17 protein-coding genes are annotated in these 20,577 nt (G+C 63.4%); 8 read left to right on the top strand and 9 right to left on the bottom strand.

Annotation, left to right across the window (positions count from 1 at the left end):
• The first annotated feature begins 85 nt into the window (after window positions 1–85).
• From CWE01_RS04360 to CWE01_RS04325, 8 genes are all read left to right on the top strand, one after another.
• Window positions 86–1,951, top strand: a complete 1,866-nt coding sequence (locus CWE01_RS04360; protein WP_100939306.1) for an extracellular solute-binding protein — start codon at window positions 86–88, stop codon at window positions 1,949–1,951.
• On the top strand, window positions 1,951–3,018 hold the full coding sequence (locus CWE01_RS04355) for a microcin C ABC transporter permease YejB (protein ID WP_100939305.1): 1,068 nt from the start codon (window positions 1,951–1,953) through the stop codon (window positions 3,016–3,018). The genes CWE01_RS04360 and CWE01_RS04355 overlap by 1 nt, the downstream gene beginning before the upstream one ends.
• Window positions 3,018–4,040, top strand: coding sequence for an ABC transporter permease (locus tag CWE01_RS04350; protein ID WP_100939304.1), 1,023 nt, complete (start codon window positions 3,018–3,020; stop codon window positions 4,038–4,040). The genes CWE01_RS04355 and CWE01_RS04350 overlap by 1 nt, the downstream gene beginning before the upstream one ends.
• A gap of 14 nt (window positions 4,041–4,054) precedes the next feature.
• Window positions 4,055–5,635: an ABC transporter ATP-binding protein gene (locus CWE01_RS04345; RefSeq protein ID WP_100939303.1), complete on the top strand. Its 1,581-nt coding sequence runs from the start codon at window positions 4,055–4,057 to the stop codon at window positions 5,633–5,635.
• 36 nt (window positions 5,636–5,671) lie between these two features.
• Window positions 5,672–7,087: a sigma-54-dependent Fis family transcriptional regulator gene (locus CWE01_RS04340; RefSeq protein WP_100939302.1), complete on the top strand. Its 1,416-nt coding sequence runs from the start codon at window positions 5,672–5,674 to the stop codon at window positions 7,085–7,087.
• Window positions 7,088–7,417: 330 nt separating this feature from the next.
• On the top strand, window positions 7,418–8,809 hold the full coding sequence (locus CWE01_RS04335; RefSeq protein ID WP_100939301.1) for a GntP family permease: 1,392 nt from the start codon (window positions 7,418–7,420) through the stop codon (window positions 8,807–8,809).
• Window positions 8,810–8,819: 10 nt separating this feature from the next.
• Window positions 8,820–9,590, top strand: coding sequence for a 3-hydroxybutyrate dehydrogenase (gene hbdH / locus CWE01_RS04330; protein WP_100939300.1), 771 nt, complete (start codon window positions 8,820–8,822; stop codon window positions 9,588–9,590).
• A 177-nt stretch (window positions 9,591–9,767) separates the two neighbouring features.
• On the top strand, window positions 9,768–11,723 hold the full coding sequence (locus tag CWE01_RS04325; RefSeq protein WP_100939299.1) for an acetoacetate--CoA ligase: 1,956 nt from the start codon (window positions 9,768–9,770) through the stop codon (window positions 11,721–11,723).
• Window positions 11,724–11,765: 42 nt separating this feature from the next.
• Here the strand turns inward: CWE01_RS04325 and CWE01_RS04320 are convergent, their stop codons facing one another.
• The 9 genes from CWE01_RS04320 to CWE01_RS04280 all read right to left on the bottom strand — a co-directional run bounded on the left by CWE01_RS04320 (window position 11,766) and on the right by CWE01_RS04280 (window position 20,570).
• The gene (locus CWE01_RS04320) at window positions 11,766–13,283 is read right to left on the bottom strand and encodes a tyrosinase family protein (protein WP_100939298.1); all 1,518 of its coding nucleotides are present in this window, start codon (window positions 13,281–13,283) and stop codon (window positions 11,766–11,768) included.
• 98 nt (window positions 13,284–13,381) lie between these two features.
• Window positions 13,382–13,888, bottom strand: coding sequence for a hypothetical protein (locus CWE01_RS04315; protein WP_100939297.1), 507 nt, complete (start codon window positions 13,886–13,888; stop codon window positions 13,382–13,384).
• Between the two features lie 74 nt (window positions 13,889–13,962).
• Window positions 13,963–15,246 carry a hypothetical protein gene (locus tag CWE01_RS04310; protein ID WP_100939296.1) on the bottom strand — a complete coding sequence of 428 codons (1,284 nt, stop codon included), beginning with the start codon at window positions 15,244–15,246 and terminating at the stop codon, window positions 13,963–13,965.
• 195 nt (window positions 15,247–15,441) lie between these two features.
• On the bottom strand, window positions 15,442–16,476 hold the full coding sequence (astA, locus tag CWE01_RS04305; RefSeq protein WP_100939295.1) for an arginine N-succinyltransferase: 1,035 nt from the start codon (window positions 16,474–16,476) through the stop codon (window positions 15,442–15,444).
• Window positions 16,473–17,411, bottom strand: coding sequence for a citrulline utilization hydrolase CtlX (gene ctlX, locus CWE01_RS04300; protein ID WP_100939294.1), 939 nt, complete (start codon window positions 17,409–17,411; stop codon window positions 16,473–16,475). The genes astA and ctlX overlap by 4 nt, the downstream gene beginning before the upstream one ends.
• Window positions 17,412–17,731: 320 nt before the next feature.
• Window positions 17,732–18,211 (bottom strand): Lrp/AsnC family transcriptional regulator, encoded by a 480-nt coding sequence (locus CWE01_RS04295; RefSeq protein WP_100939293.1) that lies wholly within the window; start codon window positions 18,209–18,211, stop codon window positions 17,732–17,734.
• Window positions 18,212–18,223: 12 nt separating this feature from the next.
• Window positions 18,224–18,985 (bottom strand): ABC transporter ATP-binding protein, encoded by a 762-nt coding sequence (locus CWE01_RS04290; protein ID WP_100939292.1) that lies wholly within the window; start codon window positions 18,983–18,985, stop codon window positions 18,224–18,226.
• A gap of 152 nt (window positions 18,986–19,137) precedes the next feature.
• Window positions 19,138–19,848: an ABC transporter permease gene (locus CWE01_RS04285; RefSeq protein ID WP_100939291.1), complete on the bottom strand. Its 711-nt coding sequence runs from the start codon at window positions 19,846–19,848 to the stop codon at window positions 19,138–19,140.
• The gene (locus CWE01_RS04280; protein ID WP_100939541.1) at window positions 19,845–20,570 is read right to left on the bottom strand and encodes an ABC transporter permease; all 726 of its coding nucleotides are present in this window, start codon (window positions 20,568–20,570) and stop codon (window positions 19,845–19,847) included. The genes CWE01_RS04285 and CWE01_RS04280 overlap by 4 nt, the downstream gene beginning before the upstream one ends.
• Window positions 20,571–20,577: the final 7 nt, after the last annotated feature.

Here is a 20,577-nt window from a genome sequence, read left to right as displayed (position 1 = left end):
CCTGCCCGCCTCCGTGGCGAAGGGCCTGCCCCTCGCCACGGTGCATGTTCTTGCTGATACTCCGAACCGGCTTCTAAGGCTGAAGATGCGACTGGCCCTATCCCTGCTACTCACCGCCCTGACCCTGTTTCCCGGCGTGTCCGCCAACGCCGCCCCCGCGCAGCACGCGTTGACCGTCTATGGCGAACCGGCCAAATACCCCGCCGGCTTCAGTCATTTCAACTACGCCAACCCGCGCGCCCCGAAAGGCGGCAGCCTGCGCCGCTCGGCCATCGAGATCGGCCAGTACGACCATATCCTGCCCTATGTCGACAAAGGCACCGGCGTCACCCAGGTCGACGGCTGGATCTACTCCCCATTGGCCGTGCGCTCCCTCGACGAGCCCTACACCGTCTATGGCCTGGTGGCGGAAAAAATGCAGCGCAGCGATGACGGCCTGTCCCTGCGGTTCTACCTGAACCCCAAGGCCCGCTTCGCCGACGGCACGCCGATCAGCGCCGAAGACGTGCGCTACACCTACAACCTGCTGATGACCCAGGGCAGCCTCAGCTATCGCATGCAGTTCGAAGCGGTGAAAGACGTCGAGGTCGAGTCGCCGACCCAGGTCCGCTTCGACTTCAAGAACAACGACAACCGCTCATTGCCGCTGGATATCGCCAGCCTGCCGGTGCTGCCGGAACATTGGTGGAAAACCCGTGATTTCGCCGACGGCGGCGGCTACGAAGCCCCGCTGGGCAGCGGCCCCTACAAGGTGAGCAAGATCGACTCCGGGCGCAGCATCACCTTCGAGCGCAATGCCGACTGGTGGGGCAAGGACCTGCCGGTCAGCCGCGGCCTCTACAACTTCGACCGTTTCACCCTCGAATATTTCGGCGACACCGATGTCGCCCGCCAGGTCCTGCGCGGCGGCGCCTATGACTACAACCGCGAGTTTTCCGCCACCGGCTACTCCATCGGCTACGACAGCCCGGCCCTCACCGATGGCCGCCTGCAAAAGGCCCATCTGGCCCAGGAAGCGCCGCAATCCGCGCAAGGCTATCTGTTCAACCTGCAAAAGCCGATGTTCCAGGACCGCCGCGTGCGCGAGGCCCTGGCCATGCTCTGGGACTTCGAATGGAGCAACCGGCAGATGATGCGTAACATGTACATTCGCCAGCAGAGCTTCTTCTCCAACACTGCCTTGGCCGCCCGGCAGTTGCCCGACAAGACGGAACTGGCGATCCTCGAACCGCTACGCGGGCAGATCCCCGACGAAGTCTTCACTCAAGTCTTCGAAGCGCCGAAAACCGACGCCAGCGGCAACCTGCGGGACAAGCAGCTGCAGGCCCTGGCCCTGCTGGAACAGGCTGGCTGGAAACCCGATGGCGACCGCCTGGTCAACGCCCAGGGCGAACCGCTGAACTTCACCTTCCTCAATGCCCAGAACGGCATGGAGCGGCTGCTGCTGCCCTATAAACGCAACCTGGCGCAGATCGGCATCCGCATGGACATTCGCCGTATCGATGCCTCGCAGTACGTCAACCGCCTCAAGGCCCGCGACTACGACATGATCGTCAGCGGCTACCCGGTCACCACCTCGCCGGGCATCGAGCTGTACAACTACTTCGGTTCCGCGGCGGCCAACGACCCCGGCTCGAGCAACTTCATGGCCCTGAAAAACCCGGCCGTGGACACCCTGATCAACGGCCTGATCAAGGCCGATACCCAGGCGCAGATGCTCAGTTACGCCCATGCCCTGGACCGGGTGCTGCAATGGAACTACTACTGGATTCCCAACTATTACCCGCCGGGCACCTCGACGGTCTGGTGGAACCGCTTCGGCTACCCCAGGGAGCAGGCCAGCAATGACCCCGCCGTGGAAACCTGGTGGGAAGTCAGCCCGACCCCGCTGACCAACGAACAGATGACCGCCGAGCTGATCAAGCGCGGCAGTTCCGGAGGACAGCACTGATGCTGGCGTACACCCTGCGGCGCTTGCTGCTGATCATTCCGACGCTGATGATGATCCTGCTGGTCAATTTCGTTATCGTCCAGGCCGCCCCCGGCGGCCCGGTGGAACAGGCCATTGCCCGCTTGCAGGGGATCGGCGGCGCGGGTGGCGGCGCCCTCGGCGGTGGCGGCGACTCAGTGCAAAGCGCCTCACGGGCCAGCCGCGGCCTGGACCCCAAGCTGATCGCCGACATCGAGCGCCAGTACGGCTTCGACAAACCGGCCCCCGAGCGCTTCTGGCTGATGCTCAAGCACTACGCCAGCCTGGATTTCGGCAAGAGCTTCTTTCGCGGCGCCCAGGTCACCGACCTGATCCTGGAGAAAATGCCGGTGACCATTTCCCTCGGGCTCTGGGCCACGCTGATCACCTACCTGGTGTCGATTCCCCTGGGCATCCGCAAGGCGACCCGCCACGGCAGCCGTTTCGACGTCTGGAGCAGCACCGCCATCGTCATCGGCTACGCCATGCCGGCGTTCCTGTTCGCCATGCTGCTGATCGTCGCCTTCGCCGGCGGCACTTCGCTGAACTGGTTCCCGGTGCGCGGGCTGGTGTCGGATAACTTCGACCAGCTCTCGACCCTGGGCAAGATCGCCGACTACTTCTGGCACCTGGTGTTGCCGGTCACCTCGCTGGTGATCGGCGGTTTCGCCACCCTGACCATCCTGACCAAGAACTCCTTTCTCAATGAGATCACCCGCCAGTACGTGGTCACGGCCCGGGCCAAGGGCCTGAGCGAACGCCGGGTGCTCTACGGCCATGTGTTCCGCAACGCCATGCTGCTGGTGGTGTCGGGCATTCCCCAGGCCTTTATCAGCGTGTTCTTCGCCGGCTCGCTGTTGATCGAAGTGATTTTCTCCCTCGACGGCCTCGGCCGCATGAGCTACGAAGCGGCGGTGTCGCGGGACTATCCGGTGGTGTTCGGCTCACTGTTTATCTTCACCCTGTTCGGCCTGCTGATAAAACTCGTCGGCGACCTCTGCTACACCCTGGTCGACCCGCGTATCGACTTTGCCGCGAGGAACGCCTGATGTTCAGACTCTCGCCCGTGAGCCGGCGTCGGCTCGACCGTTTCAAGGCCAACCGCCGTGGCTGGTGGTCACTGTGGCTGTTCGCCGCGCTGTTCGTGCTGAGCCTTGGCGGCGAGTTGATCGCCAACGACAAACCGCTGGTGCTCAACTACCAGGGCTCGCTGTATTTTCCGGTGTTCAAGCGCTACACCGAACAGGAATTCGGCGGCCAGCTACCCTTCCAGGCCGACTACCGTAGCGACTATGTGCGCCAGTTGATCACCAAGGACGGCGGCTGGATGCTGTTCCCGCCGATCCCGTTCGGTGCCGATACGCCCAACTACGACCTCAACAAGCCGGCCCCCAGTCCGCCCACCACGGTGAACTGGCTGGGCACCGATGACCAGGCCCGGGACGTGCTCGCACGGGTGATCTTCGGCGCCCGGGTGTCGATTCTCTTCGCCCTCGCCCTGACCGCCATCAGCGCCCTGATCGGTATTGCCGCCGGCGCCCTGCAGGGCTACTACGGTGGCTGGATCGACCTGCTCGGCCAGCGCCTGCTGGAAGTCTGGTCCGGCCTGCCGGTGCTGTACCTGCTGATCATCCTGTCCGGCTTCGTCGAACCGAATTTCTGGTGGTTGCTCGGCATCATGGCGCTGTTTTCCTGGCTGGCCCTGGTGGATGTGGTGCGCGCCGAGTTCCTCCGTGGGCGCAACCTGGAATACGTCAAGGCCGCCCGGGCCCTGGGCCTGACCGATCGCAAGATCATCCTGCGGCATATCCTGCCCAATGCCATGAACGCCACCCTGAGCTACCTGCCGTTTATTCTCACCGGGGCGATTTCGACCCTGACGGCCCTGGACTTCCTCGGCTTCGGCATGCCCGCCGGCAGCGCGTCCCTGGGCGAGTTGATCGGCCAGGGCAAACAGAACCTGCAAGCACCCTGGCTCGGTTTCACCGCCTTCTTCACCCTGGCGCTGATCCTCTCGCTGCTGGTGTTTATCGGCGAGGCGCTACGCGATGCCTTCGACCCCCGCTCATGAACCAGGCGCCCGCGATGACCGACAACCTGATTGAAATCCGCCAGCTCAACGTCGCCTTCAACGGCCATCCGGCGGTGCGCAACCTGTGCCTGGATATCCGCGCCGGCGAATGCCTGGCCCTGGTGGGCGAGTCCGGCTCGGGCAAATCGGTCACCGCGCACTCGATCCTGCAACTGCTCCCGCGCAGCGGCTGCCAGGCCGACGGCAGCGTGCGTTATCGCGGCCAGGAACTGCTGGGGGCCGACGACGGTACCTTGCGCAGCATCCGTGGCGACCGCATCGCGATGATCTTCCAGGAGCCGATGACCTCCCTCAACCCGCTGCACAGCGTGGAAAAGCAGATCGGCGAAACCCTGCTGCTGCACAAGGGCATGGGCGGCAAGGCGGCCCAGGCACGGATTCTCGAATTGCTGGAACTGGTGGGCATCCAGAAACCGCGGGAGCGTCTCAAGGCCTATCCCCATCAACTGTCCGGCGGGCAACGCCAGCGAGTGATGATCGCCATGGCCCTGGCCTGCGAGCCGGAGTTGCTGATCGCCGACGAACCGACCACCGCCCTCGATGTGACGGTGCAGCGCAAGATCCTGCTACTGCTCAAGTCCCTGCAACAGCGCCTGGGCATGTCGCTGCTGCTGATCAGCCACGACCTCAACCTGGTGCGCAGCATCGCCCAGCGGGTCTGCGTGATGAAGGCCGGGGAAATTGTCGAGCAGGCGGACTGCGAAACCCTGTTCAACCACCCCGCGCATCCCTACAGCCGCGTGCTGCTGGACGCCGAGCCGGCGGGCCAGCCACTGCCGCTGGACGACAACGAGGTAGTCTTGCAGGCCGAGGATATGCGTGTGCGCTTCCAGGTCGGTGGCGGGCTGTTCCAGCGCAAGGAATACCTGCAGGCGGTGGACGGCATCAGCCTCAGCGTGCAGCGCGGCAAGACCCTGGGGATTGTCGGCGAGTCCGGTTCCGGCAAGTCGACCCTCGGCCAGGCGATCCTGCGTCTGCTCGATTCCAAGGGCAGCATCCGTTTCCAGGGCACGGCCCTCGACGGCCTGAACCAGAAACAGCTGCGGCCCTGGCGCAAACAGATGCAGGTGGTCTTCCAGGACCCGTTCGGCAGCCTCAGCCCGCGCATGTCGGTGGCGCAGATCATCAGCGAAGGCCTGGAGGTGCACTGCGCCAACACCCCCGCCGAATGCGACGCCCTGGTGATCCGCGCGCTGGAGGAAGTCGGTCTCGATCCGCAAAGCCGCCACCGCTATCCCCACGAGTTTTCCGGTGGCCAGCGCCAGCGCATCGCCATTGCCCGCGCCCTGGTGCTCAAGCCGGCGCTGATCCTGCTGGACGAACCGACCTCGGCGCTGGACCGCACGGTACAGAAACAGGTGGTCGCCCTGCTCCGCGATCTCCAGGAAAAACACGGCCTGACCTACCTGTTCATCAGCCATGACCTGTCGGTGGTACGCGCCCTGGCCCATGACCTGATCGTGATCAAGGACGGCCAGGTGGTCGAGCGCGGCGCTACCTGCGCGGTGTTCGATGCGCCGCAGCATCCCTATACTCGGGAACTGCTCGCCGCTACCCTGCTGACCCCGACCTGATCGATCGCCGCCTTGCCGGCAATGGACGAACCTGCCATGACCGACACTGAAAGCCTCAAGGACTACCAGCAGGTTCGCCTGCTGGCGATTCGTTCGCTGTTCGAAATCATCGAGCAATCCAGCGAAGGCACAGTGATCGTCGACCGTGATGCCAATATCGTCTGGATGAACGAGCGTTATGCCCGCCGTTTCGGCCTGGCCAATGCCAGCGAAGCCATCGGCCGCCCTTGCGAGAGCGTGATTCCGAGCAGCCTGCTGCGCGAGGTGGTACGCACCGGCCAGCCGATCCTGCTGGATTTGCAGGACACGCCCAAGGAACCCCTGGTGGTCATGCGCCTGCCGATCCACGACGCCGCCGGGACGGTGATCGGCGCCATCGGCTTCGCCCTGTTCGACGAGTTGCATAGCCTGTCGCCCGTGCTCAAGCGCTACCAGGGCATGCAGGCCGAGCTGGCCTCGACCCGTTCGCTGCTGCGCTCGCGGCAGACCAAATACAACTTCGCCCATTTTATCGGCACCAGCGCCGCCAGCCTGGAGGTCAAGCGCCGGGCCCGGCGTGGCGCCAGCAGCGACTCACCGGTCCTGCTGCTGGGGGAAACCGGCACCGGCAAGGAACTGCTCGCCCAGGCCATCCACAGTGCTTCGCCTCGGGCGCACAAGGCCTTTGTCAGCATCAACAGCGCGGCGATTCCGGAGACTTTGCTGGAGGCCGAGTTCTTTGGCACCGCGCCTGGGGCTTTCACTGGCGCCGATCGCAAGGGTCGGCCCGGCAAGTTGCAGATCGCCCAGGGCGGCACGCTGTTTCTCGATGAGATCGGCGATATGCCGCTGCCGCTGCAAAGCAAGTTGTTGCGGGTGTTGCAGGAGAAGGAGTTCGAGCCGGTGGGCTCCAACGAGGTGCTGCGCAGCGATGTGCGGGTGATCGCCGCTACGTCCACCGATCTGGAGGCGGCTATCCAGCGCGGCGAGTTTCGCGCGGATCTGTATTACCGGCTCAATGTCTTGCCGATTCAGGTACCGCCTTTGCGTGAGCGTCTGGAAGATTTGCCGGCGTTGAGCGAAGCGATTCTCGAAGAGCTGCGCAGTCATCATGAGCTGGCAGCCGAGGCCCTGGAGTTGCTGGGCCGGCACGCCTGGCCGGGGAATGTCCGCGAGTTGCGCAATGTGCTGGAGCGGGCGGCGCTGTTGAGTGACGCGCAGGTGTTGAGTGCGGCCGATATTGGTGGGGCGATTGGCACGTTCAAGGCGTTGGAGCGGCCGCCGGTACGGGCCATGGAACCGCTGGGCAACGAGACGTTCAGCGCGGCCCGTGAGCGTTTTGATCGGCAATTGATTGAAGCGACGTTGGCGCAATGTGCCGGAAAAGTAGAAGACGCCGCGAGCAGGCTGGGCCTGGGAAGATCGACCCTGTACAAGAAAATGCTTGCCTTGGGTCTCTCGCATTCTCAATAGCGAGACACAATTCCCAATATGGAGACACTCTCCTGTGGGAGCGGAGCTTGCCCGCGAAGAACGATAACGCGGTCTCCCTGAAAGACCGCGTCGCCTGCATTCGCGGGCAAGCTCCGCTCCCACAGGAAATCAGCGACCCTGATCATGGGGAACACTCTCATGATCGATTCGAGAGGCAGATCGTCTCACTTCAGAGACAGGCTCATGAAATACCTTTATAAAAAACAATAAATCCCTTTTATTTCAACGACTTAAATAAATGGCACAAAACTCGCAAACCCCACAGGAGATTCAGACCTAACCTACAAAAATAACAATTGGAGACACACCATGAGTGTGATCATCGCCCTCGCGGCGCTGGCATTACTGATGCTGGCTGCCTACCGTGGCTACAGCGTCATCCTGTTTGCCCCCATCGCCGCCCTCGGCGCCGTCCTGCTCACCGACCCTTCCGCCGTCGCCCCCGCCTTCACTGGGGTGTTCATGGAAAAAATGGTCGGCTTCGTCAAACTCTACTTCCCGGTCTTCCTGCTCGGCGCCGTGTTCGGCAAGCTGATCGAGCTGTCCGGTTTCTCGCGCTCCATCGTCGCCGCTGCCATTCACCTGTTCGGCACCCGCCAGGCAATGCTGGTGATCGTGCTGGTCTGCGCCCTGCTCACCTACGGCGGCGTCTCGCTGTTCGTGGTGGTGTTCGCGGTCTATCCCTTCGCCGCCGAGATGTTCCGCCAGAGCAATATCCCCAAGCGCCTGATGCCGGCGACCATTGCCCTCGGCGCGTTCTCCTTCACCATGGACGCCCTGCCCGGCACGCCGCAGATCCAGAACATCATTCCCAGCACCTTCTTCAATACCACTGCCTGGGCCGCGCCCTGGCTGGGACTGATCGGTACGATCTTCGTGTTCTGCGCCGGCATGCTGTTCCTCCAACGCCAGCGCAACAAGGCCCAGCACGCCGGCGAAGGCTATGGCACCGAACTGCGCAACGAACCGGAAACCGCCGAAGACATCCGCCTGCCCAACCCCTGGATCGCCCTCTCGCCGCTGTTGCTGGTAGGCATCATGAACCTGCTGTTCACCCAGTGGATTCCGCTCTGGTACGGCAAGACCCACACCCTCAGCCTGGCGGGCATGGCCACGCCGGTCCAGACCGATATCGCCAAGATCACCGCCATCTGGGCGGTGCAGGCCGCTCTGTTGGTGGGCATCATCATGGTGCTGATCTTCGGCTTCCGGACCCTTCGCGGCAAGCTGGCCGAAGGCAGTAAAAGCGCGGTGAGCGGTGCCCTGCTGGCAGCGATGAACACGGCCTCGGAATACGGCTTCGGCGCGGTCATCGCCTCGCTGCCGGGCTTCCTGGTGCTGGCCGACTGGCTCAAGAGCATTCCCAATCCGCTGGTCAACGAGGCCATCACCGTCACCCTGCTGGCGGGGATCACCGGTTCCGCTTCCGGCGGCATGAGCATCGCCCTGGCGGCGATGTCCGACAGCTTCATCAGCGCCGCCCACGCCGCGAATATCCCGCTGGAAGTCCTGCACCGGGTCGCGGCCATGGCCAGCGGCGGCATGGACACCCTGCCCCACAACGGCGCGGTGATCACCCTGCTGGCCGTCACCGGGCTGACCCACCGGGAAGCCTATAAAGATATTTTCTGCATTACCCTGATCAAGACCGCAGCGGTCTTCGTGGTGATCGCAACCTTCTATGCCACCGGCATCGTGTGAGGAATCGACTATGAGTCTCAAAGGTAAAACCGCCCTGGTCACCGGCTCCACCAGCGGCATCGGCCTGGGTATCGCCCTGGGTCTGGCCCGGGCCGGGGCCAACGTGGTACTCAACGGTTTCGGCGACGCCAATGCGGTGATCGCCGAGGTCGAGCAGTTTGGCGGTCGGGTCGGCCATCACCCGGCCGATGTCAGCGACCCGGCGCAGATCGCCGAGATGTTCGCCTACGCCGAGCGCGAGTTCGGCGGGGTGGATATCCTGGTCAACAATGCCGGTATCCAGCATGTCGCCACGGTGGAGGAGTTCCCGGTGGAGCGTTGGGATGCGATTATCGCCATCAACCTGTCGTCGGTGTTCCACAGCACGCGCCTGGCGCTGCCGGGAATGCGCGCCAAGGGCTGGGGGCGGATCGTCAATATCGCCTCGGTGCATGGCCAGGTCGGTTCCGTGGGCAAGTCGGCCTATGTCGCGGCCAAGCACGGGGTGATCGGCCTGACCAAGGTGGTGGGCCTGGAAACCGCCACCAGCAATGTCACCTGCAATGCCATCTGCCCGGGTTGGGTGCTCACCCCGCTGGTGCAGAAACAGATCGACGACCGCGCCGCCGGCGGGGTCGATCCGCAACAGGCGCAACACGATCTGTTGGCGGAGAAACAGCCGTCGCTGGAGTTTGTCACCCCGGCGCACCTGGGCGAGTTGGTGCTGTTCCTGTGCAGCGAGGCCGGTAGTCAGGTGCGCGGCGCAGCATGGAATATCGACGGGGGCTGGTTGGCACAATAGTTGATTGCCTGACATGAGCTCCTGAGAGCACCACCCCACCTGTAGGAGCTGGCTTGCTGGCGATGGCGTCCGTGAATTCAACGCTGGATTCACTGGCCTCATCGCCAGCAAGCCGGCTCCTACAGGGCTGCGGGTGTCAATAAAGGTTGTGTGCAGAAAAACAACAAAGGAAAGACCATGGCCGAAGTCCTCTGGCGCCCCGACGCCGAGCGTGTCAGCAAGACCCGGATCGAAGCGTTCCGGCGCTTCGTCAATCATCGCCACGACCTGCAACTGGACGACTACCCCACCCTGCACCGCTTCAGCATCGAGCGCCGGGAGGATTTCTGGCAGGCCATCGTCGATTTCTTCGACGTCGAATTCCACAGCCCGGCCAGCGCGGTATTGCGCGAAGGCCCGCAGATGCCCAGTGCCGAGTGGTTCCCGGGCGCCACCCTGAACTTCGCCGAACACCTGCTGCGCCGCCGTGACGAGCACCTGGCCGTAGTCGCGGTCAGCGAAGACGGACGCCGGGAAACCCTGACCCACGGCGAACTCGCGGCCCAGGTCGCGGGCTTGCAAAAAAGCCTGCGGGCCGCCGGCGTCGGTATTGGCGACCGGGTCGCGGCCTGCATGCCCAACACCTGGCAAACCCTGGTGGGCATGCTCGCCACCACCAGCCTCGGTGCGATCTGGTCCTGCTCCTCACCGGACTTCGGCACCCAGGGCGTGATCGACCGCTTCGGCCAGATCGAACCCAAGGTGTTGATCACCTGCGCCGGCTATCGTTATGCCGGCAAACTGATCGACCAGACCGCCAAGCTCAACGAAATCCTCGAACGCCTGCCCGGCTTGCAACAACTGGTGATCGTCCCTTACGCCCGTCCCGAAGCGCGCGTCGAAGACTTCCGTACCCAGGCCAACGTGGCGCTATGGAACAACTTCTACCAGGCCGGCGGCGATCCCGAATTCACCCCGGTGCCGTTCGCTCATCCGCTCTACATCCTCTATTCCAGCGGCACCACCGGGGTGCCCAAGTGCATCGTCCACAGCACCGGCGGGGTCTTGCTGCAACACCTCAAGGAACACGGTCTGCATGTCGATCTCGGGCGCGACGACTGCCTGTTCTACTACACCACCTGCGGCTGGATGATGTGGAACTGGCTGGTCTCGGGCCTCGCGGTCGGCGCCACCCTGGTGCTCTACGACGGCTCGCCGTTTCACCCCGGCCCGCAACGCCTGCTGGACCTGATCGACAGCGAAGGCATCAGCGCCTTCGGCACCAGCCCCAAGTACCTCGCCGCCCTGGAGGACGCCGGGCTCGCCCCACGCCAGAGCCATCGCCTGGACAGCCTGAAAACCCTGCTGTGCACCGGCTCGCCGTTGTCGCTGCGCAGCTACGACTACGTCTATCGGCAGATCAAGGAGGAACTCTGCCTGTCCTCCATGTCCGGCGGCACCGATATCGTTTCCTGCTTCGTCAGCGGCAACCCGACACTGCCCGTGGTGCGCGGGCGGATGCAGAGCAAGAGCCTGGGCATGGCGGTGGAGGTCTGGGACGATAACGGCCAGCCGGTGCTCGATGCCAAAGGCGAGCTGGTCTGTACCCGGCACTTTCCGGCCATACCGGTGGGTTTGTGGAACGACCCCCGGGGCGAGAAGCTCAAGGCCTCCTACTTCAGCCAGTTTCCCGGAGTCTGGGCCCAGGGCGACTATGCCGAGGAATTCGCCGACGGCGGGATGGTGATCCACGGCCGTTCCGACGCTGTGCTCAACCCCGGCGGCGTGCGTATCGGCACGGCGGAAATCTATCGGCAGGTGGAAAAGGTTGAACAGGTGCTGGAGAGCATCGCCATCGGCCAGCAATGGCAGAGCGATGTGCGGGTGGTGCTGTTCGTCCGCCTGCGCGATGGCGTCGAACTGGACGAGGCCCTGGAGCAACAGATCCGCCAGGTGATCCGCGCCAACACCACGCCTCGGCATGTACCGGCGAAGATCCTCGCGGTCACGGACATCCCGCGGACCCTCAGCGGCAAGATCGTGGAACTGGCGGTGCGTAACGTGGTGCACGGGCAGGCGGTGAAAAACACCGATGCCCTGGCCAATCCCGAGGCACTGGAACAGTTCAGGGACCGGCCGCAGTTGCGTGACTGATGCCTCCTGTAGGAGCGAGCAAGCTCGCTCCTACAGAAAAGCTCACAGTGTTTGCAGCGAGATATTACCGATCGTCGGCGCCGACCCAGGGTTGGGATCGCCCACCGGCACCAACGTGACCGCAGGCGCATCGGTGAGGGTGCCGACCTTGAGCAGTTTCTGCATCTGTTCGCTGACCAGGAAGGCCACGTCTTTCGACCCGGCATGATGACCACCATGCATCGCCTGGTTACCCACTCCGAACATGCTGATGGAACCCACCCGGTACTCAGGATCCGGCGCGGCACCTGCCGGCAGTCCCAGATACACGTCATAGCTGTTGCCAGGTTCGCTGTCGGCCGCAATCGCCTCGAACGACAAGGCATATTCACGGATCGCCGGCTGGGCCTTCAATTGCAAGGCAAAGGTGCGGGCCGCCGGTTGCGCGGCGTTGGTGCTGGTACTGAGCGAGTGGGTCACCAGGGCCACCGTCGTCGCCTTGCCACCCAGACTGATGGCATTCGCTGTGGCGGACGGTGCGGCGGCCACCAGGCTTTGCGCCTGCAACTGGAATTTCTTCTGCGTCGTGGTGAACTGCAGGCTTGCCTTGGGTCGCTGCGGATATTCCGAATAGATGTAGGGGTACGGGCAGGTTGTCGTATCGAGCACCTGGCTGACCTTGGTGGTCACGGCCTTGCCCGCCTTGTCGGCAAACACCCAGGACTCACTGAGGAACTTGCTATCGCTCGGATTTTTCCCGCCGCTTCGGTTCCAGCCGGCCCAGATGCGATCGATATTGGCGTGGTGAACCCAGAAGACCGGGTCGTAGGCCGCCCATGGAACCGCGCCCATCCCCAGGCTGTTGCCCACGTCACCGTGAAGGCTGCCGTGTGGGTTGTTGTCGATGTTGTTGCAGAAACCGAACTTTCCGCTGTAGTCCGACCACTTCATGCAAGACAGATCGAGCGGCGAACCATTGTTGACCACCGGCTTGCCGGCATTCGAATTGGGGTTGCGGTCCGGGCGATAGAGCGAACCGAACACCGGGTCATCCTTGAGCAGGAACTGCTTGGGCATCACGCTGTAATTGTTGCCGGCGGCACTGTAAGGCCCGGTGTAGTCCCAGAACGGAAGGGTAAATTTCGGCTCTCCCGACACTTCACGAATGATCTGCTCGAAATACAGGACATACATCCGGTGCCAGGGCAGGAAAGCGTCGTTGTTGCCACTGGAGTGGGGCTCGCAGGTCCACCACATGGACTGGGCCAAGGCTTTCTGAGGGCTGCTGCCACTGCCGAAGACCTCGGTGATGGTCTGTGCTTTCGGATACTTGGAGGGCATTGCGTGGGTGTACCACTGAAACGTCCAGGACAACGGATCAGTAGTCGGCTTGGCCATCATCTTCTTCACAGCGGCGGCGTAGATCCTTAACATCTTGTCCCCTTCCGGGGAGAGCACGTTATAACGCACCAGAGCCTGGGTTGAACCCGCCCAGGCTTTTTGCATCAAGCCCAGCGGCAACATTGCCATCCCACCGCCCAACGCACCCGCTTGCAGCAATTTCCTTCGACTGATAGTCATACTTCGCTCCTTGACAGTACTAATTGATTTCCCAAATCAACAGCAAGGTCAGACTAGCAGCGAGTGAAGATTCCTCAACGAAAGATGGAACTTTTACATCAGTGCGGAGTCTCGACGATCGACACTGCCTCGATCCTCGGCTTGCGGCCTTGCTCCTCGATGGCCACGGGGATCAGTGTCAGGGTGGGCAGCGCCGCCAACCGTCCGGCTTTGCGCAGACGCGCAAGGGTTTCGTCGAGCAGGAAAGCCACCTCTTTGGGGCGCTGGGTATCGAAGTGGTCGGGGGCCCCATAGAAGCTCACATCACCGAGATACCCCGGGTCCGAGTCATCGGGTTGCACGCTTGGCGGCAGATTCAGGTAAAGCCGGTAACCGGCCGCCGGTGCTTCGAGCGCCCAGATCCCGGACAGCGCCAGCGCCAGTGGCCGCGCCCCTTTCCAGGCAAGCAAACCGCCCTTCCCCGCGCCGCTACTAGAACGCAACGCCACCTCGGTTCGCGCCGCCCCCAACTCGACAGGCTGTTGCGTACGATAGAGCACGTTTTCCGCCCAACTGTTGGAAGACAGCAACAACAGCACGCCGGCCAGCGCCTTGAGTCGCCACATGATTCGTTCTCCGCAACCGATCCCTCTTCACTATGGCACCGCCACAGCGTCAGCAGGACATTGCAGCCCAACGGTCAGCCCCGGTAGCGCACCACCACCGCCCTGAAACCACCGAACAACGAATGGCCGGCCACCAGGATCCGCCCATCGTCTTGCACGGCCAGGCTGGTGACCGTATCCAGGCTGTGACCCAGGCTCGTGCGCACCCAGCCGCGCCCGGCGGCGAAGTCCCGATCCAGTTGCCCATCGGCCAGGTAACGCGCCAACACAAAGTCCGAGCCAAAACCCATTACCGTCGAGCCCGCCACCAGAATCGAACCGTCGGGCTGGACCACGAGATCGGCCCAAAGGCTGCCCGGGGTATCAAGCTCAAGCAGGGCCGCATCCGCATCGTTAAAACCGAAGTCCGTGCCGCCATGGGCGCTGAACCCCTGCAAGGCACCGCGCATGGGGCTGAAACGGTTGCCGACACAGAGCAGTCGCCCGTCGTTGCCAGCAGCCAATTTCGTCACCAGGGAACTGGCCCCGGCAAAACCGAACGAGAGAAATCCCAGGTCGCCAAAGCCATGATCGAGACGCCCGTCGGCCTCGTAGCGCACCATCAGTCCCAGTTGGGGAAAGTCCACCGAGCCGCCCACCAGGATCTTGCCGTCGGCCTGGACCCGGACGCAGCTCAGCCAGGAGTTCATCAACAAATGCCGCACCACGACAAAACCACGCCCGTTGAACGTCGGGTCCAGGGTGCCGTCGGGCTGAAGACGGATCAATAGTCCGACATAGTCGGCGAAGGTGTAGGTGTGATTGGCGATCAGCAGGATCTTGCCGTCCTCCTGCACCGCGCCCGCGCAGGCCTCGACGCCCGGCAGCCCTGGCGGCAACCAACCGTCCCGCGGGCCTTCGGCGAGGCCGCCGGGCAAACGCAACACCTTCACGCCCTGGTCGCCGAAGGTCGGGTCCAGGCGCCCATTGGCGTCGAACCGCGCCACGCCCGGCAAGGAATGCTCGTGGTCCAGGTAGTGCAGGCCGAACAGCAGGATGCGTCCATCGGCGAGCAACTGCACACTGCTGGCCATGGCCTCGACACCGGCCTGGAAGCAGCCGGAGACAAAACCACCGTGACCGAAGGAGGCGTCTGGCGCGCCGTCCTCATGCAGTCGTGCCAGGCCAAAACGACAACCGTCGGCAAAACCTACCTTGAGCGCCACCAGGACCTTGCCATCGGCACAGGCCACCACGTCATTGGCCAGGCTCGACAGACACCCGGGGAACTGCAACCTGACCATACCCGACTGCCCAAACGTCGAATCCGCTTCGCCCGCCGGGCCAAGTCGATAGCCTCGCAGCTCCTCCAGTATCATGAGCGGGTCCTCCCTGGGATTGGCGCCCTTTCATGCCGCGCCGGCAGGCAGGGCTGCCGGGTATTCAATCGCTCATCCCCGCGTTCCACAACTGTCAGAAATGACAGTTCTACCGTTTTTTCGAGCCAGAACACTGACTTTGCGATCCTTTTTCACTCCCCCGGGCATTCGAAGCGTTTTCAGGGCAGGAACCGGTCAAGCGGCAGCCTGTTGCACGCGGCGCGCCGACAGGGTCACGGCGCGCACCGAAGCCCCCGCCTCCAGCCCAAGCGCCTTGGCGGTCCGGGCCTCGACCACCAGGGTTCCCGCGGCGACCCGGGCCGGCGCCGCCGCAATCCGACACTCGGCGAACTGGCGATTGTGGATCAGGTAGGGCTCCGCCTGCTCACCGGGCGTACCGATACTCAGCACCAGCACCTGGCTGTCGCGCACGGCGCGAATCTCATCGGTGGCACACTCGATCAACGGCCCGCCGTCGAAGATGTCGACGTAGTCCTTGAAGCCGAACCCTTCGGCCTTGAGCATGCCCAGCGCCGGTTCGGTATTGGGGTGGACCCGGCCGATCACCGCCTGCGCGGTTTTCGGCAGCAGGCAGGTGGGCAGCGGGAACTTGGGCATCAGTTCAGCGATAAAGGTCTTGTTGCCCTGGCCGGTGAGGAAGTCGGCGTCGGCAAAGTCCATCTTGAAGAAGTGTCGCCCCAGGCCTTCCCAGAACGGCGAGATGCCCTGCTCGTCGGAGTAGCCGCGCATCTCGGCGATCACCTTGTCGCCGAAGCATTCGCGGAATTCGGCGAGGAACAAAAAGCGCGCCTTGGACAGCAGTCGGCCGTTCAGGCCCTCACGGTGCCTGGCACCGAGAAACAGCGAGCACAGTTCGGAATGACCGGTCATGTCGTTGCCCAGGAACAGGGTCGGCAGATGCCGGTTGATCGACAGGTTCTTCGACGCAGCGACCAGCAAACCGACCCGGTAGTTGTACCAGGGTTCGCGCAGGCCGACCGCGCCGGCCAGGGCGCAGATACCCACGACTTCGCCTTCGGCGGCTTCAAGGACGAACAGGTAGTCGGCATCGCCCCGCTCGGCGATGCCGGCGAAGGTTTTCTGCGCCCATTCCAGGCGATGTTGCAGGCGCTGCGGGTCGGCGGGCAATGTGGTCAGGCCGGCGCCGGCGCTTTGTGCCAGGGACAACAAGGCCGGGAGGTCGGACAGGCGGGCAGGACGGACAATCATCGGGCGCACTCCACGGTGGTGGGATGTCTGGGCAGGAACACTTCGGCCAACATGCAGCGGGCACTGCCGCCGCCAATCCGTTCGATGGTGTCGATCTTGACCGGCAAGGGCGTGGCATGGCGTTCGATTTGTCGTCGCTGCCCGGCATCGAGCGCCACCCAGGCCGTGCGCGACATCACCAGCAGCGGCTCGCCCCGGCGGTTGTGCACTTCCAGCATATTGCCGGCGAAAGACTCCAACTGGTTCCAGTCCAGGGCCAGGACTTCCTTGCCGCTGGACTCCAGGCGCTGCTGCAGGCCAACACGCTCGGCCTGATCGCTGACGGCCTGCAGGCAGGCCACGGCCAGATGTCGGCCGACGCTCATCATCACGTTGGTGTGGTAGATCGGCACCCCGGCCCGGTCCACGGCATTGAACGCGCACAGTTCGTAGCCCAGGTGATCGAGCACCGGCTGCAAGGCCGCGGCATGGGTGCGGGTGGAATAGCCGGCGTAGCAGATCCGTTGTTCGCGGTCGAAGACCATGCTGCCGGTGCCTTCGAGAAACAGGCCCTGGGCTTCCAGGCCGGAAAAATCCGCGCACTGCAGCACCTGATGCTGCTCACGCAGCCAGTCGAGCACGCCCTTGTTGCGCTCCAGGCGGCGGTTATGTCCTTGCATCGGATAGATCACCAGGGTGCCGTCGGGGTGGCTGCTCCAGCAGTTGTTGGGAAAGATCGAATCCGGGGTATGGGGCAAGGCGCGGTCGTGGTGTACCAGGACCTCGACATTGTGCGCACGCAAGGCCGCGACATACTGGTCGAATTCCTCGAGCGCCTGCTGCTGGACGTTTTCGTCGGGCAGGGCCTGCTGCTGGAAGCGGTTGTTGGCGGCGGTATCGGGATTGAAGGCGAAGCTCGCCGGACGAACCATCAAGACGGTGTGGGTGGTTTGCATGGGCACGAATTCAATGAGGGGTTGAGGTGCTCATTGTCTGTTCGAGACGGGAGAAAACCCGGTTGATAAGGTGGGGGCGAAGGCTGGAAACGGCTGAAAGATTTGCGTGGTGCAGCAGAATCGGCGAGCGGATGAAACACCTCACAAGAGTGACATTCAGCGCCGTTCTTTAGGGCCTCTTCGCGGGCAAGCTCCGCTCCCACAGGATCTCGGTTGTACGCCGACTTTGAGCATGACACCGACATTGTGGGAGCGGAGCTTGTCGGAACGCCGCACCGCCGCGAAGGACTATAACGCGGTCCCCCGCCAGGCACCATTCGCTATTCCATCGAGGTCTTGACCATGGCCAACTCAGGGTGGCTGACCAGCTTGTCGATATGCAGCTCCGGGTCTTCCAGCCAGGTTTCCGTCAGGACCCGGTAATGCTCCATGTCACGGCAACGCATGCGCAGGCTGTAGTCGAACGCACCGCTGATCAAGCGACACTCCAGCACCTGCGGGCAGGCCCGGGTCTTGGCCTCGAAAGCCTTCTGCGCCGCCCGCCCGCTCTGGTTCGACAACGCCACCAGCACCAGCAGCGACAAGCCCGCCGAGAGTTTCTTCTCGTCGATAATCGCCCCGTAGCCGCGGATCACACCCAACTGCTCCAGCTTGCGCACCCGTTCCAGGCAAGGCCGGGGGGTCAGGTGCACACGCTCGGAGAGCTTCTGATAAGTGATACGCCCATCGTGGCGCAGCACCTCGATAATTGCCTGGTCGATGCGATCCAGGACGATCGACAGGTCACGAACATCCGCCATAAATGGCTTGCCTCACTTCAAACGGCCAGAAAGAAACTGTTGTAGACGCTCGCTTTGCGGATCGTCGAGCATCTGGGCACTGCCCTGCTCTTCGACCCGGCCTTGATGGAGGAACAGCACCTGGCTGGAGACCTGCCGGGCAAAGCCCATCTCGTGCGTCACCATGAGCATTGTACGACCTTCCTCGGCCAACGCCTGAATCACTTTCAAGACCTCGCCCACCAGTTCCGGGTCCAGCGCCGAGGTCGGCTCGTCGAACAGCAGGATCTGCGGCTCCATGGCCAGGGCCCGGGCAATCGCCACCCGCTGCTGCTGACCGCCGGAGAGAAACGCCGGATGCTGTCCGGCCACCCGCTGGGGCAAGCCGACCTTGTCGAGATAGGCCCGGGCCCGCTCCTCGGCGTCCTTGCGCGCCACGCCCAGCACCCGGCATGGCGCCAGGACAATGTTCTCCAGTACCGTCAGGTGGCTCCACAGGTTGAAATGCTGGAACACCATGGCCAGGCGGGTATGCAGGCGCTGCAACTGCGCCGGGCTGGTGACCTTCATGCCGCCCGGCGCCGGATGGGTGGCGATCAACTCGCCGTCCAGCTCGATGCGACCTTCGTCGGCGCGTTCGAGGAAGTTGATGCAACGCAACATGGTGCTTTTGCCCGAGCCGCTGGCGCCGATCATGCTCACCACATCGCCGGAGCGGGCCTGGAGCGATACGCCCTTGAGGACTTCGTTATCGCCGAAGCGTTTGTAGAGGTTTTCGATATTCAATTTGTACATGGAGTACTCCCGGGCCACGACCCTGGAAAAATGGGAGAAACACGGTCCCTGTAGGAGCCGGCTTGCTGGCGATGGCGTCCTCGAATTCAACGCTGGACTCACTGGCCTCATCGCCAGCAAGCCGGCTCCTACGGGTTGTGCGGTGTGTGCAGTCAATGCGCCGGGCCGAGGAAACCCAGCCAGCGCCGTTCCGCCAGCCGGAACAGACCCACCAGGCCGAAGGACAAGCCCAGGTAGAGCAGCCCGGCAATCCCGAAAGCCTGGAAGGTCATGAACGTGGCGGAGTTGGCGTCCCGGGCGACCTTGAGGATGTCCGGGATGGTCGCGGTGAACGCCACCGACGTCGCATGCAACATCAGGATCACTTCATTGCCGTAGTACGGCAGCGCCCGACGCAACGCCGACGGCAGGATCAAACGCACGGCCAGGCGCCAGCCGCTCAGGCCATAGGCGTGGGCCGCCTCGATCTCACCATAGGGAATGCTGCGAATCGCCCCGGCGAAAATCTCCACGGTGTAGGCACAGGTGTTGAGCACGAACGCCAGCAAGGTGCAATTCATAGCATCACGGAAAAAAGCTTCCAGCAAGGGCTGCTCACGAACCACCGCCATGCCGTAGACCCCGCTGTAGCAGATCAACAGCTGGATATAGAGCGGCGTACCGCGAAAGACATAGGTGAAGACCTGCACCGGCCAGCGCAGCAACGGGTTGCGCGACACCCGCAGCAACGCCAACGGCAACGACAGCACAAACCCGATGGCGATGCTCGCGCACAACAACCAAAGGGTCATGGCCAGGCCCGTCAGGCCCTCGCCGTCGGTGAACAGGAAGGGTTGCCAGTATTCCCGGAACAACTCGATCATCGCGCCGACTCCCGCACACCGAGGTTGAAACGCCGCTCCAGGCAACGCAGCACGTAGTTCGAGGCGCTGGTGATCAGCAGGTAGAGCAGCGCCGCCAGCACCAGGAAATACATCATGTTGAAGGTGCTTTTACCGGCGTCCTGGGCGACCTTGACCAGATCGGCGAGGCCGATGATCGACACCAGTGCCGTGGCCTTGAGCAAAACCAGCCAGTTATTGCCCAGGCTCGGCAAGGCGAAACGCATCATCTGCGGGAAGACCACACAGCGAAACCGCTGCCAGGCGCTGAGCCCATAAGCCGTCGCGGCCTCGGTCTGGCCCTGGGGAACACTCAGGATCGCGCCACGAAAGGTCTCGGTGAAATACGCGCCGTAAATAAAGCCCAGCGTCACGACACCCGCCACGAAGGGATCGATTTCCAGGTAGGGCCAGCCCATGGCCTCGGTCAGATGACTGAGCCAGCCCTGCAGGCTGTAGAAAATCAGCAGCATCAGCACCAGGTCCGGAACACCGCGCACCAGCGTGGTGTAGAGGGTCGCCGGCAGATTGAGCAGCCGCAGCGGCGACAACCTGGCCGTGGCACCGAGCAAGCCCAGGATCATGCTCACCAGCAGCGACAGCGCCGAGAGCTGGGCGGTGACCCACACGCCATGCAGCAGCAGCGGGCCATAGCCTTGCAGGCCGGAAGCATCCAGGCCTAAGAATTCGAGAAAGGTCGTCACATCGATC

It is taken from the genome of Pseudomonas sp. QS1027, from assembly GCF_002814235.1.
Lineage (GTDB): Bacteria > Pseudomonadota > Gammaproteobacteria > Pseudomonadales > Pseudomonadaceae > Aquipseudomonas.
Note: the sequence above shows the minus strand (reverse complement) of the source record. Positions and strands in the feature narration are given on the sequence as shown.

What these genes read in the sequence shown, in the direction of transcription:
- CWE01_RS04350 (WP_100939304.1), top strand. Translation starts at nt 3,018, where the DNA reads ATGTTCAGACTCTCGCCCGTGAGCCGGCGTCGGCTCGACCGTTTCAAG.
- astA (WP_100939295.1), bottom strand. Translation starts at nt 16,476, where the DNA reads ATGATTGTCCGTCCTGCCCGCCTGTCCGACCTCCCGGCCTTGTTGTCC.
- CWE01_RS04360 (WP_100939306.1), top strand. Translation starts at nt 86, where the DNA reads ATGCGACTGGCCCTATCCCTGCTACTCACCGCCCTGACCCTGTTTCCC.
- CWE01_RS04295 (WP_100939293.1), bottom strand. Translation starts at nt 18,211, where the DNA reads ATGGCGGATGTTCGTGACCTGTCGATCGTCCTGGATCGCATCGACCAG.
- hbdH (WP_100939300.1), top strand. Translation starts at nt 8,820, where the DNA reads ATGAGTCTCAAAGGTAAAACCGCCCTGGTCACCGGCTCCACCAGCGGC.
- CWE01_RS04290 (WP_100939292.1), bottom strand. Translation starts at nt 18,985, where the DNA reads ATGTACAAATTGAATATCGAAAACCTCTACAAACGCTTCGGCGATAAC.
- CWE01_RS04335 (WP_100939301.1), top strand. Translation starts at nt 7,418, where the DNA reads ATGAGTGTGATCATCGCCCTCGCGGCGCTGGCATTACTGATGCTGGCT.
- CWE01_RS04340 (WP_100939302.1), top strand. Translation starts at nt 5,672, where the DNA reads ATGACCGACACTGAAAGCCTCAAGGACTACCAGCAGGTTCGCCTGCTG.
- CWE01_RS04315 (WP_100939297.1), bottom strand. Translation starts at nt 13,888, where the DNA reads ATGTGGCGACTCAAGGCGCTGGCCGGCGTGCTGTTGTTGCTGTCTTCC.
- CWE01_RS04285 (WP_100939291.1), bottom strand. Translation starts at nt 19,848, where the DNA reads ATGATCGAGTTGTTCCGGGAATACTGGCAACCCTTCCTGTTCACCGAC.
- CWE01_RS04320 (WP_100939298.1), bottom strand. Translation starts at nt 13,283, where the DNA reads ATGACTATCAGTCGAAGGAAATTGCTGCAAGCGGGTGCGTTGGGCGGT.
- CWE01_RS04310 (WP_100939296.1), bottom strand. Translation starts at nt 15,246, where the DNA reads ATGATACTGGAGGAGCTGCGAGGCTATCGACTTGGCCCGGCGGGCGAA.
- ctlX (WP_100939294.1), bottom strand. Translation starts at nt 17,411, where the DNA reads ATGCAAACCACCCACACCGTCTTGATGGTTCGTCCGGCGAGCTTCGCC.
- CWE01_RS04325 (WP_100939299.1), top strand. Translation starts at nt 9,768, where the DNA reads ATGGCCGAAGTCCTCTGGCGCCCCGACGCCGAGCGTGTCAGCAAGACC.
- CWE01_RS04345 (WP_100939303.1), top strand. Translation starts at nt 4,055, where the DNA reads ATGACCGACAACCTGATTGAAATCCGCCAGCTCAACGTCGCCTTCAAC.
- CWE01_RS04355 (WP_100939305.1), top strand. Translation starts at nt 1,951, where the DNA reads ATGCTGGCGTACACCCTGCGGCGCTTGCTGCTGATCATTCCGACGCTG.